The organism is Prevotella sp. oral taxon 475 (genome assembly GCF_018127805.1).
Taxonomy (GTDB): domain Bacteria; phylum Bacteroidota; class Bacteroidia; order Bacteroidales; family Bacteroidaceae; genus Prevotella.
Map to the genome: position 1 here is coordinate 2,311,897 of NZ_CP072334.1, position 14,925 is coordinate 2,326,821.

The following is a 14,925-nucleotide window of genomic DNA, read 5'->3' on the forward strand; positions in this document are numbered from 1 at the left end:
TTTATTGATCGCCTTCGATAGGCACTTAAGGCTTTAGAGAGAGCGTATTTCCTTCTTGCCTCTAACCTCTCTTGATGGCCTCGATGAGACCCGCAAGATGCATAAAAAGCACAGCTCCTTACAACTCATCTCCCTTTACTGCCTTTACTACAACATCTTAAATCTCGACCGACCGGCCCGCAGCTTGTGCCTTTTTCACCCACTGCGGTACGACCGTCTTGAGGAATTTCTCCTTATCGGCGTGACGTTTCTTCATGTCCAAACCGATGTAAGCCTGGGCTTTCTCTTTGGTGGAGATGTCGGGCATGGGCACATCTCCCGTGAAACCGTGTTGTGCCAGCACCTTCGAGATTCTCAATCGAGCCTGATTGGCATAGTCCAAACTATGCGAAAGGATGCGTATCACCTCTTGTGGAGCATGGAAAGAAGCTCCATGGGAAGCCACAGCAAAGTCCCAACGCCACTGACTCTTCCGCAACAACTTCAGCACCGGCTCCATTTCCTTCGCCGAAGCCCCCTTGTCCCAAGCAAACTTCGCCTCGATATGCGCCGTAGCCAGTTCCTGTTCGGCTCGGTTTCTGATCTCGTTGCACTTGCGTTGACGTTCGTAAACATTCTGCCGAAGCGTCTCTGCGCTCTGCCGATGACACGTTTGACAAGTGCGTTCGATATGCGCCAGCGGACTCATAATGTGGTGATCAGTGTATTTCACACCACCTTCGTTGATGTAAGGCATGTGACAATCGGCGCAGGAAAGCCCACGTTGCCCATGAATACCCATTTTATGAATCTCGTAACCAGGGTGCTGTGCTTTCAAGATAGGAGCCTTACTGAGCGCGTGAGTGTAGTCGGAATAGTTTTGTGCATCGAAATACCGTTCGATGGCCTCTACCGTCATACCGCTGTCCTGGGGGAAAGTGAGATAGTTGGTACCCTTTTTAAAATAGTATTCGGTGTGACATTGTGCACAAACCAGCGATCGCATCTCCTGATGTGAAGCCTTGTTCACATCCTTCCCCACCCGTTGCCAAGCCTCGTAAAGGGCCGGACGGGCCGGTCTTAAATCCATCGTCTTCGAGTCGTGACAGTCCGAACAGCCTACGCTATTCATCACCTGATCTCCCCACTTCGACCATTGGGCCTGATAGAAAGCCCCCACGCCATGTTCTTTCATCAGTCGCGGAACGTCCGGACCCTTACAAGTCCAACACGTGCCGGGCTGCGGTTCCTTTCCTTCCGTTACGCCGGGAGCTCCCGTTCTCAGAATGGCGCGCATGTCTTCCACGGCATGATGGTGTCCGCGCGGTGTGTTATATTCCCACGAAAAAGCATAGCCCGCCCACAAAATCACCATATTGGGGCGTTGGGCCAACACGTCTACCGCGTTCGAACTATTAAATTCGCTCTTGAAAGTAGTGTCTGCCGTCTGCCGCCATGTTTCGTATTCGCGAGGAAAATCGCCGGCAAACTTCGAGTTGTCGGTAACGATTCCCTCCATCTTCACCTTTCGATTGTTGAAGATACTCACCACCTCAGCCCTGCGTTCGAGCAGAGAAGAGACCAGCAGTCCAAGGATAAAGACGACAACCATCGAGCCGCCGAAGAGCATCCAGCCCTGCCAACGTTTTAATTGCTTTGCCATATATCTTTTCAGTTTTTAGTTTCGTTGATTGGGATTCTTTCATTTTCGCCGCCCCAGCATGCCTTGCAGCCAGTCGGGCACAGGCGATTTGGGTAGTGGAACATCGGCTCCCGGTGTGGATGAGAGCGAATTCACCCCTCCATGGGGCACGTTTCGGTGGCAATCCCAGCAGGCCATACCCTCGCCCCGCTTAGCCATCATGTAATCGATGCGCCCCGTTCGCACAAATTCTTGGTTGAGTTGCGTGTGGCAACGGATGCAATTGTCCATAATCACCCCTGCACTGGCATCTTCGGCCGTGATGGCCTGCCGTTCATTGAAGGTGATAAACTTGCGCACATGGTTCATTCCGTCTTTCGCTTTAAAGAAATATTTAGCGAAGATATTGTTGTGTGGAACGTGGCAATCGTTGCAAGTGGCATCGCGTGCATGCGAAGAATGCATCCACGTGGCATAATAAGGTGTCATGATGTGGCAGTTGACACAGGCCGAAGGGTCGTCGGCCAGGTAGGTATGCATCCTGAGCAGATACATGAACAGTCCGCCCAAGCCCACCACCAAGCCTCCCATCACCAGCAAAAACATCTTTTGCCGGTAGGTCAATGCAGCCAAAATGGCATTCAGCTTCTCTTTTATCATGTTCGCCATCTTCTTTTTCGCAAAAATAGAGTTTATTTTTCTTCCTTCCAATAAAAATCGAGAGATTCTTTAACAGAACGCAAACATTTAACGTCTATTAAGCCCTTGATTTAACACACATTCCATTTCCAGCTCCTTACAAATAAGGATTTTACGATTTATACAAGCCGATAAATTGACGAAAAGTAAGAAAACGAGCGCTTCGACCTATGTTATACCTTATTTAACGTGAGTTCGACGAATTCAGAACAATGCAAGCTGTGTATCAATGGTCCTTTGTAAATTGATACACGGTTTCTTTGGAAACAGGCAATAGGCAGCAATAGCCCCTAATAAGTTGACGATGAAATTGTCAAAGCATCTATTTCCTGAGTGTTCCACTTGTGCAATGTTCTTAAGTTCATCATTCACCGTTTCTATAATGGCTCTTTTTCTGAGTAAAAGTCTGTCTGAAACACTCATTAAAGCTCCTTTCATGTTACTTTTCAATTTGGTAATAAGTTGTATTCCGTCAACGAAAAGCCTTTGAAAGAGGTTCTTGCTGATGTACCCCTTGTCACCGAACAGCTTACCATATATAAAATCTATGAATGCTTTGTACTCCAAAGGCTTACGGTCATCAACATCTCCCGGCGTTATCATAAAGTTGAGAAGTTCTCCTTTCTCATTGCAAATCAAATGCAATTTGAAACCGAAGAACCAACCCATAGAGCATTTTCCTCTTTGGGCTATGCCTTTGAAAACTTTGTGAATATGTATTCTTTGGTTCTTGCAGACATGCAATGATGTACTGTCAACAAAGCTTATGCCCGTGCATTTTCCCAACAGGACTTTCTTGATAAACAAGGTTAAGGGTACGGCTACATCCCTTTCCAATTCTACTAAACGGTTATAAGAAACAACATTGGGAAACAGATGGTGAAGATGCTTGCATACTTTTTCAAGATAGAAATGTTTAAAGCAGCGATAACCGGAGTCGTGGAAAAGAATCATTATCAGCATGACTTCGGCCTTTGACATCGTGGAACTGCGATGATATTTTCTTTTCCCGGCAGGTTTTAGCGTATATTTTGCCGTCATAGCATCAAAAAACTTGCAGAAGTCGTCTGCCATACAAAATATTTCAGTAATTTTGTCTTCGGTGATCATAGCGATTTTTGTTTGTAATTATTTGAATGTTAACACCTTAAAATTACAACAAATTTCGCTAATCACCAAATCTATAGACACTTATAATTCATCGAACTCACGTTATTTTATCATCTTTTGAATCATCAATTCCAGCTCTTCCGATTTAGGTCCCACGACCTGTTGTGGCAATCCCTTTGCGGGAATCATATATAAAGTAGGTAAAGCTCCGATGCCCAAATCCTTGGATAATTGTTGTTCTGTATCGTAATTGACTTTGAAGAATCGAATCTTTCCCTTATACTTTTCTGCTAACCGGTTGAGTAAAGGAGAGAGCCGTTTGCAAGGAACACACCATGTTGCCCAGAAGTCTATCACCGTGGGAACAGAGTCTTTATAGGCAAATTGATGATGGGTGGTATAGTCCCAGATATGATTCAAGAAGTAGGTTCGCCCTATTTCCTCCACCTTGCCATCCGTCATTATCGGTTGCTTTTCGACAGATGCGTCATAAGACGGCGCAGAAGAGTCGAAAGATTGGAAGTAAACGGCCGATTTAGTAAAGTCTATTGAAAGCAAGCCATGCCGCAACAGATCGCGCCCAAGATAAGAATGAGCGGGCTGATTCGTTCTGACCGACACGGTCTGAATTGACGTGTTAGCGATTCGGATTGTGCAAGAATCCCCCTTCCCGACACGTTGTAGGTCATCGGGCGTCAGACAAAGAAGCGAAGAAAAATCCAATGAAATGGGCAAAGCGTAATCCTTTCCATCAATAGAAACAGGTATCTTTACCTCCTTTTCTGGTTCTGTAAGCAATCTAATCCGATTGCTCAATTTAATAAAACCGGGTCTGTAAGGGCTGGAAAAGGTTAGTTTGTGTTGCTTGGAATCGATTGTCAAGATTACATTCCGCAGCATGTCAAGTCCCAATACTCCCACAACCTTACTCGTTCGGAAGGCCAACGGCCTCGTCGTATATGGAAAAATCCGTTCGTGGGCATACAGACTCTGCCCCAAGACGAGGGTGTGCGGAAGGGCGGGAGTAGCCTCTTTAGGAAGTGTTTCGCTAAACAAAGCCGTTTCTTTGGACACACTTAACACGAACAAAGCATCCCGACCATCCATTTGCAAAGTAACGGCTATGGAACCGTCATCCAACTGCTGATAGTCATAAGTTTCCTGAAGAGAGTTGGCCGATTGAGCAAACACGCTCGAATGTGTCGACAACAAACCGACCAAAAGGAAAAGAATAAACTTGAAAACACGCATAATCATTTGTTTAACGCCGATGAACAGGAATATCGAACTTCCGATTCCCTCGCTTCATCGTAATGATGGTTTCTGACGAAACAAGCCTATCGAAGATGTCAGAAATCGTTGTTTCACTCAACAGAAGGCGAGTAATATCTTTCCCATTGACGGCAACAACCTCATCACCGATGTTTAATCGGTCAGTCAGAGGTTCCCAAACCGCGGTTATTTCAAACCTTCCGTGGGCAGGAAGAATACTCACATCCCAGATGGGAGCTGCCTTCGCGAGATCCGCGGAAGCCTCTTCGTAGGGCTGAAAATAAAACCGTCCACGAGGATAATCAATCGTTACGACACCGTATTTCAGCAATTCCGCGCCGAGTATTGTTGGCACATTGGGGGCGACAAGGCACGTAGCATTCTGAAAAGACTTACCACCCAGCGCGAATTCGCCCAGCTTAACCTGCTTCAAAGGCTTGGCTTCACCCAGCCCTTCAAGGCCTGCGCCCAACGTTCCTCTACCCTTCCGAACGACCGTTGCGGCCTGGGTCTGCGCTAAAAAAAGGTAATCCTTTTCGCTCATCGTAAGCAATTCGGGCACTCCTGTGTCGAACATGACCTGCACGGACGCGCCTGAAAACGACAAAGGAAAGTTCACATGCCACGTCTCCGAATAAGCTAACGGAATGCCATCGCTTAGCTTCAGTCCCTTCGGACGATAAGGATAATAGAGGCGCAACTCACCTTTTGCCCCGTCCAAAGCCATGACAACATCCTTGAAGGCGTCACCGCCGAGGATTCCGACTACACCCAGTTCCCGAAATCCCTTGATATCGGGTAGCGCAATCGTAGTAAGCGACAGTTTCAGATTACTTCCAATCTTCACCTCGGGCAACCTTCCCATCGAATACATATTGGCCTTGCCGTTCATGTCGGCCGTCACCTTGCTGGCTCCGGTCAGCTGTCCTCCCATCGCCTTTGCCTCCTCCCAAATGGTAGCGGTCTGCCCTCCGGTGTCCAAGATGTATCTGTATACCACCTGATTGACCGTGACAGGAACGATGATGCGTCCATATTTCATTTCATACCGTATCGTGTCGGCATACCGTTTGGTCGAAAGATCTTGCGCGACAAGCCTCAACGGCAACAGCAGCAAGACGACGGAAAGAATATAATTGCGGCCTTTCATTTTTTCGATTGCTCGCGTTTGATGGCTTCCTTTACGGCATTTGCCACATTGACAATGCCTCCCGAAAGGCAGAGATCAGAATATAGGAACAGGTCTTGAACCTTACGGTCGTTCACCACCATCGTCTTTTCAACCTCCATATCGTTCGGTTTCGTTGCGGTCTCGTTGAGCAATCGGCGCACATCACCAGCCTTCAGCGAGGGGAAGTAGGCTCTTATCAAGGCGGCAGAGCCTGCCAACGACGCAGCGGCCATGCCCGTTCCGGTAGCCAATCCGTAGGTGTTTGCCACGCCGGCCGTATAGATTTCCTTCCCCGGAGCATGGATATCCAGTTCTTTCCGACCGAAGTTCGCACTCAGCGAAGGTTTGCCTTCCTTGTCGCTCGGAGCCACAATCATCAGGTTGCCGAGTTCATGTCCGGGAATCATGAAGCGATTCGGATAATACAATGTGTGCCCCAAGTCCTGTGAACTCTCAGTAACTGGCGCAATCACAAGTACGTCCTTCTGCTCCGCATAGCGCAAAGCGTCTGCTATCCAGCTACGTTCTGAAGCAGGAAACAACGTGTTTTGAGAAGGCAAAACGACAACTTTCGCCCCATGATCGACCGCGTATCGCATGGCCAAAGCCACGTCTTTGAGATACGGATCGCCGGCGGTCGCAACACGCAAAGGCATGACAAGCGCTTCGTTACAAATGCCGTCGCCGCCGATTCGGTTATCTCTCACACCGGCAATGATACTCGCCTCCATGGTTCCGATGTTGGCATCTTCCGTCAATAGCTGCCCATTCCCGTAACGGGTGTCGCGAATATCATTCGGTTTATCACCCACAATTTCCTTTCGGTTGTCGTCACCATGCTTCTGAAGATACGCTTCATACGCCTGCTGAGCCTGACGGATAGGTGTTCCTTGCATTTCTACCTCATATATCTTTTTCCATGATTCCGTCTTGGCAATAGGAAAACTATAGCCTAATATCATGAAAGACATATCTGCCAACGAATCCTTTGGCGCGTTCTTATCATAGAGAGTCTCGAACTCTTTTAGCGTTATCTCTTGACCGGGAAAGCGCTGGCGGAGTTTCGCGTCAAAGATCTTGGTATAGTGGCGCACGACTTTGGCTGCCAGAATGCCTGCGTATCGTGAGGCGAGTGGCGACTCATACACAATCGTATCACGATAATATCGGTATTCTTTCATATTCCGTGGCGCATCTACCTGCACCATCTCGTCGCCGTCGAACTTATAAAACCGCTTGCCATCAGACACATAGTCGGCATATTTCTCACGCAATCTGAAATACTCCCGGTCACCTTGATTCAGGGTAAAGTTCATCGAACGATTTGTGCCCGCCTTGTCTTTACCTCCCAAGAAGTTCCAACCGACAATGTCGTCTACCAGTCCATTACCGTCGTCATCGCGCCCATTAAGTTTCTCTCTTTGGTTTTTCCAGACCTTACCTTTCAAATCCTCGTGGCTCACATCCAGGCCGGAGCCTATCAAGGCCACGACGACGCGCCGGGCTTTACGCCCTTTCAGCAATTGATAGGCCTCGTTCGCCCCCACTCCATAGACCTTATCAGCCGTAGGAGACAGGTTATACCAGTCAAGATCACTTTGTTTATATTCCTGTGCCTTCATCGTTTGCGTCATCGAAGGCGCAAACAATAAAAGCATTATCGATAGGATTGCGTTATTTACGTTCATGTGTTTCATTTTCATCCTGCTCCTCTAATCGAAGCATCCTTTATGTTTATTCTTGATTCCGATACCTTCTGCCAGCACTTAATCACTCATATTACCGATACGCTGCAAGTCTACATTGAATTGTTCTTTGAAATACCTAATGACAATATCATACTTCCGTCTTACCAATTCATGACTCAGGACTCCATCCGAAGCCTCAAGTTTGGCCAGCGGAGTAGACACAATAGTCTTCAAATAGTCGAACCAATCCTCACGCTCGCTGCTCTTATGAGCGCTATTTAAGAATCCTTCTGCCAATGAACCCTCAATATTAGAGCCGTAAGCAGATACCGCGGTAAAAGCTTGAGGAATACTTTCGCGCGCAGTTCCCTTGTTTACATCGGGATAGATACGTCGTAATAAGAGCGTACACATATCCTGTCTGAATTGGTCTTTCTGTTCTTTGGTCATCTGCGGAAGCTCGCTGCTTCCCCAATTCACCGCAAAATACTCGTAGCCTTCAAAGGCATTGATACGCTTGTAGTCCTCTTCTGTGGGTACTTCGGTATATCCACCTTCCAGATAAAAGAGCTTTCCGCAAAGCAGAATGCGCAAGGGTAAATGCTTTTTCAGGAACTCGGTAGGGAATAAATCTAAGAACTGCGTCTTCAATAAAGACACTTGTTCCCCCACCTGTGCTTCTTCCGGCAACGCGTAAAGATAGCCCTCATCCTGCATTCTGTTCTTGCTCCACAGGAAACTTTGTGTAGATCCCCATGCAAAATCAGTATCGCTAAATTTATAAAGCAACAAGGAACCTGTCTTATCATACACCTCCCGAATTGTTTTATCATAAGGATGATTACCTTGAGGCAGGGTGTGCGGGCCTACGATTTCTTCAGAACCATTGGTTGGTTTGACCGGATCTTCATTTCCACAGGCGGCCAATGTCAACGCCAAAGCTATATATAAAATACTCTGTTTCATATCTTCGTCATTCTTATTTATCTAATTCAGGATTCCGTTCTCTCACTTCGCGAGGGATAGGCAGCACATATTTGCTACTGTTCTTTTCCAAGCGAACGGTCTGTACCTGCCCTTTTACAATCGAGAAAGTATGCTGGAGCGCGGGCATTCCCAATCGCCGCAAGTCAAACCAGCGATGATCTTCAAAACTGAACTCAAGTCTTCGTTCATCCAAGCAGGCTTTCAACAGTTCCTCTCCATCCATTATATCCAGCTTTACATACGGATCTGTGAAGCGTGCCTCACGCAATGTATTGAGATCGTTCAACGCCAACCTACGCATTTCTTCATCTTTGGTAAGCAGATACTTACGAGCATAAACCTCAGCTCTGTTCAGATAAGCTTCCGCCACACGCATTCCTTTGGTAGGATTCTGGATAACATTATCACTTTTACGGCCTACCAACAGATGCTTTTCAGGGAAAAAACCATTCATAACAAGGTAAGCATTGTAGTAAGCCTCACGCCGAATGTCGTTGGAAGCATACTTGTTTTCCAGTTCCTTGCTCACGGTGAAGGCCGGTAGCTTACCCGGATCGATATAAAAGTTTACTCCCATGAAATATGCCGAATACTCGCCGTTGACCGAATAGCCCCAGATCAATTCCGGACTACCGCTGTTATACACTCCTCCTTTTGATATATCATACATTACGATGCCCTGCCAATCGTCATACGAATAGAATTGACGAAGCTTCAAAAGCGTGGGCTTACGTTCTATAACGGAAGAACTGTATTTGATAACCTCGTCCCATTTGCCCTCATAAAGATATACCCGAGCCAACAACATGTCGACAAACAACGGCGATACGGTGTACACGTTATGAGTTATCGGGCCATTCTTGGCAAAGAGGTTACGTGCTTCAAGAAGATCTTTTATGATTTGTTCGTACACTTCAGCCACGCTACTGCGCTTCGGGAACTCATCTTTCACCGTAGACTTCAGAACAAGTGGCACGCCGGGAGCCGCGTTGGCCTCTGTATTCTCCGTGTTGTAAGGTGGCGCGTATGCGTTGACAAGCATGAAATAGTAGAAAGAGCGCAGACTCAAAGCCTCGGCCTTGATACGTTCTTTTGCCTGTTCGGAACCCGTGACCAAAGGTAACTGATCAATGACAACATTACATCCATTGATCCAATGATAGAGATTCTGCCATGAATTATACCATGGCACATTGTTTTTCTGCAGCTGTTCAAACATGTCTTCAGCCCAAGTAAAAACCGGTCCACCACCAAGAAGCATCGTTTCCTGACCTGTGGCGTCGGAGTAATTGCTTTCTACATTATCTGTCAACAACTCAAGATAAGGAAAGATGGGCGTACGAGAAGCATAACCCTCACCCAACAGCAGTTCTTCCAAATCGGTTGTAGTACTTGGTCTTACCTCGTCTTGACTGCTTTCCGTAAGAAAATCGCTACAAGCCGTCAATAACAAGGCTATCGATAACGCACCTAAGAATATGATATTTTTCATTGAAGCCATCATTAAAATTACAAACTAAAATTCAAAGTAAGACTATAACTCGGCGTAATCGGCTGAGAGCCGGTAGCTACTTCGGGGTCTACGCCGTTATAATCTTTGCTTACTATGATAAACGGATTACTAATAGCACCGCTGACAGAGAGGTTTTTCAACATCATCTTGCTTGCGACTTTCGCGGGTACTGTATAGGACAAAGAGATGTTATTACACCGTAAGAAAGAGGCATTTACCACCCGTGCCGTAGAATAATTGTACATTCGGTGACGATACTCCGTTGATCCATCAGGCAAATTCACCAGCGGTATGTTTCGATAAGGGATGGTAGGAATCTGGGTATGCGCCTCATCACCGGGCTTCTGCCAACGCCGCACCATGTCTTTAGACAAATTGGAATAGGCCGAAGGTGTGCTGTTATTCAAATAATCTTCGTCAAACAAATCTGTAAGGAAGCGCTTTCCACCGAGCGCAATACTGAAAGATGTAGACAAAGTCAATGTCTTCCAACGCAACACGGTCGACATACCACCCGAGAAATCAGGCTCCGTTGTTCCGGCATAGGCCATATAGGTTGTAGCGTCGAACGGATTAGCACCTTCCTCTTTGGTTGGAATCTTAAACAAAGGATACCCTCCTTGCGAGTCAAGTCCCGTAAAATTCCATGCCCAAAAGGCTCCTACCGGATAACCTTTCTTATGAACGGATCCTCCCGCTGCGGCTCTCCAATTCTGATTTTCGGCGATAGTGGATCGTATTTCGTTGAAATTCTTTGCCGTGTTAAGCGAAAAACTCCACACCCAATCCTTAGTTCTCACAGGCGTTACGCTTGCCGTCAACTCGAAACCTCGGTTGGTCATGCTGCCACCGTTGATTGGCATGAACAAAACTCCATACTCATAAGGCACGGCTTTAGAAACAATCATGTCCGAAGTATGCTTCGAATAATATTCCGCACTGAAGGCAATACGGTTTTTCAATACACCGAAATCAATACCGAGGTTGATACTTTTCGTCTTTTCCCAGCGCAGATTGTCATAAGGTAATGACTTTATCTTCAGGATATAACGTCCTGTTCGGATATCAATAAACTCACGACCACGCCCTAACTGCGCTATCAAGTCAGGGCCACAGTTCTCTACCACATTGCCCTGCCAACCGTATGAGCCACGCACATTGAAATCACTAATCCACGACAGATGCTTAATCCATGGTTCATTGATGATGTTCCAACGGGCACCGACAGACCATACGGGCAGGAAACGGTTGCGTTCGTCCTGCCCAAAACGGTTGGACGCGTCCGAACGGACACTGGCCGATAATATGTAACGTTCGGCATAGCTGTACATTCCTGTGGCAAACAGGCCGACAGTATTGATTTTACGGTCGATAACGGAGTTAGAGAAGTTATCGTATAGTTCATTGGCTATCAAATTGGAACTATTCAACGGGTCTACAATTTGACGTGGCGGCAACATAATAGATTTACCCCGCTGACGAAAATAACCATAAACGGTCGTATTATATCCGTCGTATTTATTGCTGCGCATTTCACCTCCGGCCATGAAACTCAGTCGATGTACATCGTTTAAAATCTTATTATAAGATAAGGTAGCACGCAAAGTATAGTTCTTGTTACGGCTTTCCGTTGTGTTCAACTCGCCTCCATGCGGCAAACGAGACTTCTTATATTCCAGGTCTCCAGGCCCATAAAGCCCGAACTCATAGCCTCGCAGATTGGTGATAAAAAAGCTCCGCTCATCGGCATACGACTCTCCAACCACGTTGGAGGTGTTGTATCCGAGCAGACCTTCGAAGCGTAAGCCTTCAGCGATCATCCATCTCAGGTTGGCAGAGAGTGCCATAGTGTTCGTCGTATTGGTATTTCCGGTATTATTAAGTTCATTGATGATATTATACATTCTGCGGTTGGCATCCTGTGTTTTAGCATAATAAAACAAGGAACCATCTTCATTGTATGCCGGAATAGCACGATTTATCGTTCGGGCATAGTAGTAAGGATCTACGCGGAAGAAACCATGGGTCTCATGAGAAGCCGCATTCAAGCGCACACCCAAACTCACCTTACTACTGATTTTGGTATCAATGCTCACCGAAGCGCTATAATTTTTCGAATCATTACCTTTGGATATACCATTAGTAAACGAACCATTAAGTGATGCATAGTAATTCATATTGCCCGATCCTCCACTGAGACTTACACCATGATGATGGCTCATCGAATTGCGAAACAACTCTTTAAACCAATCTGTATTGTTGGAACGTGCCTGTCTTACCCCATCCACAAATTGCTGATAGGTAATCTCTTTACGCAAATATTGCCCTAAAAGTCCTTCATATCCGATTCGTTCGAGGGGGCGATTGGCCTCACTGATAAGTCCTCTTCGATAAATTTCACTTGAAACATCGATACGTTCCGAGGAATTCATCAGATTCATCCGGCTGTAGTGTATACGTGGAGTGACGGATATACCACCGCTGTAATTCACCGAAATACGTCCGCTCTTACCTTGCTTGGTTGTAATAACAATGACACCATTGGCCGCTTTCACGCCATACATCACTGTCGCTGCGGCATCTTTCAATACAGAAATCGTCTGAATATCATTCGGACTTAACCACGAGATAGAATTACCTACGAAATTCTTAATCATATCGAAATTGTCCTGATTGATATTGCCCAAAGCATCGAGGTCGCGCGTTTTAAATGGCAGCGGGTCTTCTTGAATGATACCATCGACCACCCACACCGGTTCCTGATTACCCAACAGAGTAGACGTTCCACGCACGCGTACCTTTGGAGTGGCACCTACCAATCCGCTCGTATTCAACACACTCGTACCCGACAGCTTTCCCTGCAACATCTGTTCGATACTCTTTTGTCCGTCATAGAAAAGATCTTCTATCTGTACTGTGTTGGCCGAACCGATCATTTCGTTTTTTCTAATGCGCTGATAACCGGTAACGATGACCTCGTCGATGAGCGACACGTCGTCGGCCATCGTCACATGGAGCATTTCCTCACCGCGCCATGCCACCGTCACAGCCTTCATGCCGGCATAAGTAAATTGCAGAACAGGACGCTTCGTATAGGTTTCTATCCTAAAAAAGCCTTCCAGATTGGTCTGCGCGCCTTCCGATGTCCCTTTAATAAAGACGGTAACTCCGGGCAAAGGCTCTCTCATATTTTCGGATAAGACCTTACCTTGAATCACGACCTTGCCTTTTCCCGCCTGATTTCCGGACAAACCACTTTGCGACAAGCCGTCTGAGGCTCCGCCCGTTTGGGCAGATGTCTGCGTGATATTGATAAACTTACCATTCACGGAATACCTGAAAGGCTTGTTTTGCAGCAAGAGAGAAAGGACTTTCTCTACCGTTTTGTTTTTTAGTTGTACGCTAACCGTATAACCTTGCACCTCATCATACGTGAACAAGACCTTGAATCCGGATGCTTTTTCAACTCTTTTCAGCGCGTTGGCCAATGATTCATTACGACATTCCACCGTAATTTTGTCGGTCAACGATTGTGCTTCAACAGCAGCAACGTTTCCCCAAAAAGCAAACAACGCCACAACAATCCTGCAAGCAAATCTACTCAACGCTTGCCGTTTTTTTAGTTTATAACTCATAAATGATGTATTTTAAGGTATCACCTATAGGATTAACGACCCAAATGAAATATCGGGCATTAGTTTTTCTCTCTTTTTTTAGAAAGAACGATTTTGTTATCTTTCAACTCGGCTTCGATATAGCTGAACGCGTTCAGGTTTTTCACAACCTGCGATATATCGGCATTGCGGTCGGCAATGAAGTGAAGACGATAGCTCATCAAGGAGTTATCGCAGATCTCAATGCTCACATTATACCATCTGCCGATTTCCTTCAGGATGTCAATCAGTGGCAGATTGTCAAAATAAAAATAACCGTCTTTCCACTGAATGTAATACTCCGTATCGACACAGGTCACGTTAAATCCTTCGTCATCGCTTAATGTCGCGTCTTCGCCGGGCTTTAATACGACTTTTTGACGGCTCGTTTTATTGCTTATCGCCACCGAACCCGACACCAAAGTCACATGATTGTCCGAGCCGGGATAAGCTTTCAGATTGAACTCTGTGCCCAATACACGGGTCAGAATCCTATCGGTTTCTACGATAAAAGGATGCCGGGCGTCTTTCTTCACTTTAAAATAAGCTTCCCCTTTCAGTTTTACTCGCCTTACATCGCCCGAGAAACGAGCCGGAAATATCAACTTACTCTCCGCATTGAGCGTAACACTTGTGCCGTCGGAAAGAATCAGTTTATATGCTTTCCCACGAGGTGTAGACAACATTCGCACCCCCTCCGCACGCGTCGAGGTATGTGAAAAATCGGCCCGTTCGTCATCAATCACCACCCCTTCGTCGTGATAGGCGAGTTCAATATCCTTCATCTGTTCGTCGGCTTTGCCCAACAAAATCTTCTGCGGGCGGTCTTCGGCCACGAAAGCCATCAGATGATCGGTAGCCGGCCGACCATCTAAATAGGAATGAATGCCCCATACCATTGCGACAACGGCAGCCGCCGCGGCGGCAACATACAACAATCTGCGGCGATAAGAACTCCGTAAACGGCGGGGCGCAAGCTCGGTAGCGCAAAAATGTTTCCAAGCTTTCGCTGTGTCAGGAGCTGGACTTTTCTCTCTAAGTCTTGCACAACGATAGCTCCACAACAAACGATACGCATCCTGCGAAGCTTTGTCAGACAGCAACGCGCCTATTTCGTCACCCGTCAACTCGTCCCAGTTATCTATCCGATTCACCACCTCGTGCTCTTCAGTAGCGTCCGTGTTCTGATGTAAATTATCAATATCCATGTT

The 14,925-nt window shown here is 46.6% G+C and carries 10 protein-coding genes; all 10 read right to left on the reverse strand.

The window, feature by feature from the left end; all coding sequences use genetic code 11:
• Nucleotides 1-157: 157 nt before the first annotated feature.
• The gene (gene nrfA, locus J5A66_RS09240) at nt 158-1,642 is read right to left on the reverse strand and encodes an ammonia-forming cytochrome c nitrite reductase (RefSeq protein ID WP_211790321.1); all 1,485 of its coding nucleotides are present in this window, start codon (nt 1,640-1,642) and stop codon (nt 158-160) included.
• Nucleotides 1,643-1,681: 39 nt separating this feature from the next.
• Nucleotides 1,682-2,281 (reverse strand): cytochrome c nitrite reductase small subunit, encoded by a 600-nt coding sequence (gene nrfH, locus J5A66_RS09245; protein ID WP_211791498.1) that lies wholly within the window; start codon nt 2,279-2,281, stop codon nt 1,682-1,684.
• Nucleotides 2,282-2,524: 243 nt separating this feature from the next.
• Nucleotides 2,525-3,430, reverse strand: a complete 906-nt coding sequence (locus J5A66_RS09250; protein WP_211790322.1) for an IS982 family transposase — start codon at nt 3,428-3,430, stop codon at nt 2,525-2,527.
• A 102-nt stretch (nt 3,431-3,532) separates the two neighbouring features.
• The gene (locus tag J5A66_RS09255) at nt 3,533-4,687 is read right to left on the reverse strand and encodes a thioredoxin domain-containing protein (RefSeq protein ID WP_211790323.1); all 1,155 of its coding nucleotides are present in this window, start codon (nt 4,685-4,687) and stop codon (nt 3,533-3,535) included.
• 4 nt (nt 4,688-4,691) lie between these two features.
• Nucleotides 4,692-5,852, reverse strand: coding sequence for a retropepsin-like aspartic protease (locus J5A66_RS09260; RefSeq protein WP_211790324.1), 1,161 nt, complete (start codon nt 5,850-5,852; stop codon nt 4,692-4,694).
• Entirely contained in the window at nt 5,849-7,561 is a 1,713-nt protein-coding gene (locus tag J5A66_RS09265; RefSeq protein WP_211790325.1) for a S8 family serine peptidase, read from the reverse strand. Before J5A66_RS09265 ends, J5A66_RS09260 begins: the two co-directional genes overlap by 4 nt.
• A gap of 78 nt (nt 7,562-7,639) precedes the next feature.
• Nucleotides 7,640-8,527 carry a putative zinc-binding metallopeptidase gene (locus J5A66_RS09270; protein ID WP_211790326.1) on the reverse strand — a complete coding sequence of 296 codons (888 nt, stop codon included), beginning with the start codon at nt 8,525-8,527 and terminating at the stop codon, nt 7,640-7,642.
• Nucleotides 8,528-8,540: 13 nt separating this feature from the next.
• Nucleotides 8,541-10,040, reverse strand: coding sequence for a RagB/SusD family nutrient uptake outer membrane protein (locus J5A66_RS09275; protein WP_211790327.1), 1,500 nt, complete (start codon nt 10,038-10,040; stop codon nt 8,541-8,543).
• Between the two features lie 17 nt (nt 10,041-10,057).
• On the reverse strand, nt 10,058-13,696 hold the full coding sequence (locus J5A66_RS09280; protein ID WP_211790328.1) for a SusC/RagA family TonB-linked outer membrane protein: 3,639 nt from the start codon (nt 13,694-13,696) through the stop codon (nt 10,058-10,060).
• Nucleotides 13,697-13,755: 59 nt separating this feature from the next.
• Complete coding sequence (locus tag J5A66_RS09285; protein ID WP_211790329.1) at nt 13,756-14,922, reverse strand: FecR family protein; 1,167 nt, start codon at nt 14,920-14,922, stop codon at nt 13,756-13,758.
• Between the last annotated feature and the right edge of the window lie 3 nt (nt 14,923-14,925).

Coding starts and splice junctions, on each gene's coding strand:
- J5A66_RS09280 (WP_211790328.1), bottom strand. CDS start 13,696: ATGAGTTATAAACTAAAAAAACGGCAAGCGTTGAGTAGATTTGCTTGC.
- J5A66_RS09285 (WP_211790329.1), bottom strand. CDS start 14,922: ATGGATATTGATAATTTACATCAGAACACGGACGCTACTGAAGAGCAC.
- J5A66_RS09260 (WP_211790324.1), bottom strand. CDS start 5,852: ATGAAAGGCCGCAATTATATTCTTTCCGTCGTCTTGCTGCTGTTGCCG.
- J5A66_RS09265 (WP_211790325.1), bottom strand. CDS start 7,561: ATGAACGTAAATAACGCAATCCTATCGATAATGCTTTTATTGTTTGCG.
- nrfH (WP_211791498.1), bottom strand. CDS start 2,281: ATGATAAAAGAGAAGCTGAATGCCATTTTGGCTGCATTGACCTACCGG.
- J5A66_RS09250 (WP_211790322.1), bottom strand. CDS start 3,430: ATGATCACCGAAGACAAAATTACTGAAATATTTTGTATGGCAGACGAC.
- J5A66_RS09275 (WP_211790327.1), bottom strand. CDS start 10,040: ATGAAAAATATCATATTCTTAGGTGCGTTATCGATAGCCTTGTTATTG.
- nrfA (WP_211790321.1), bottom strand. CDS start 1,642: ATGGCAAAGCAATTAAAACGTTGGCAGGGCTGGATGCTCTTCGGCGGC.
- J5A66_RS09270 (WP_211790326.1), bottom strand. CDS start 8,527: ATGAAACAGAGTATTTTATATATAGCTTTGGCGTTGACATTGGCCGCC.
- J5A66_RS09255 (WP_211790323.1), bottom strand. CDS start 4,687: ATGATTATGCGTGTTTTCAAGTTTATTCTTTTCCTTTTGGTCGGTTTG.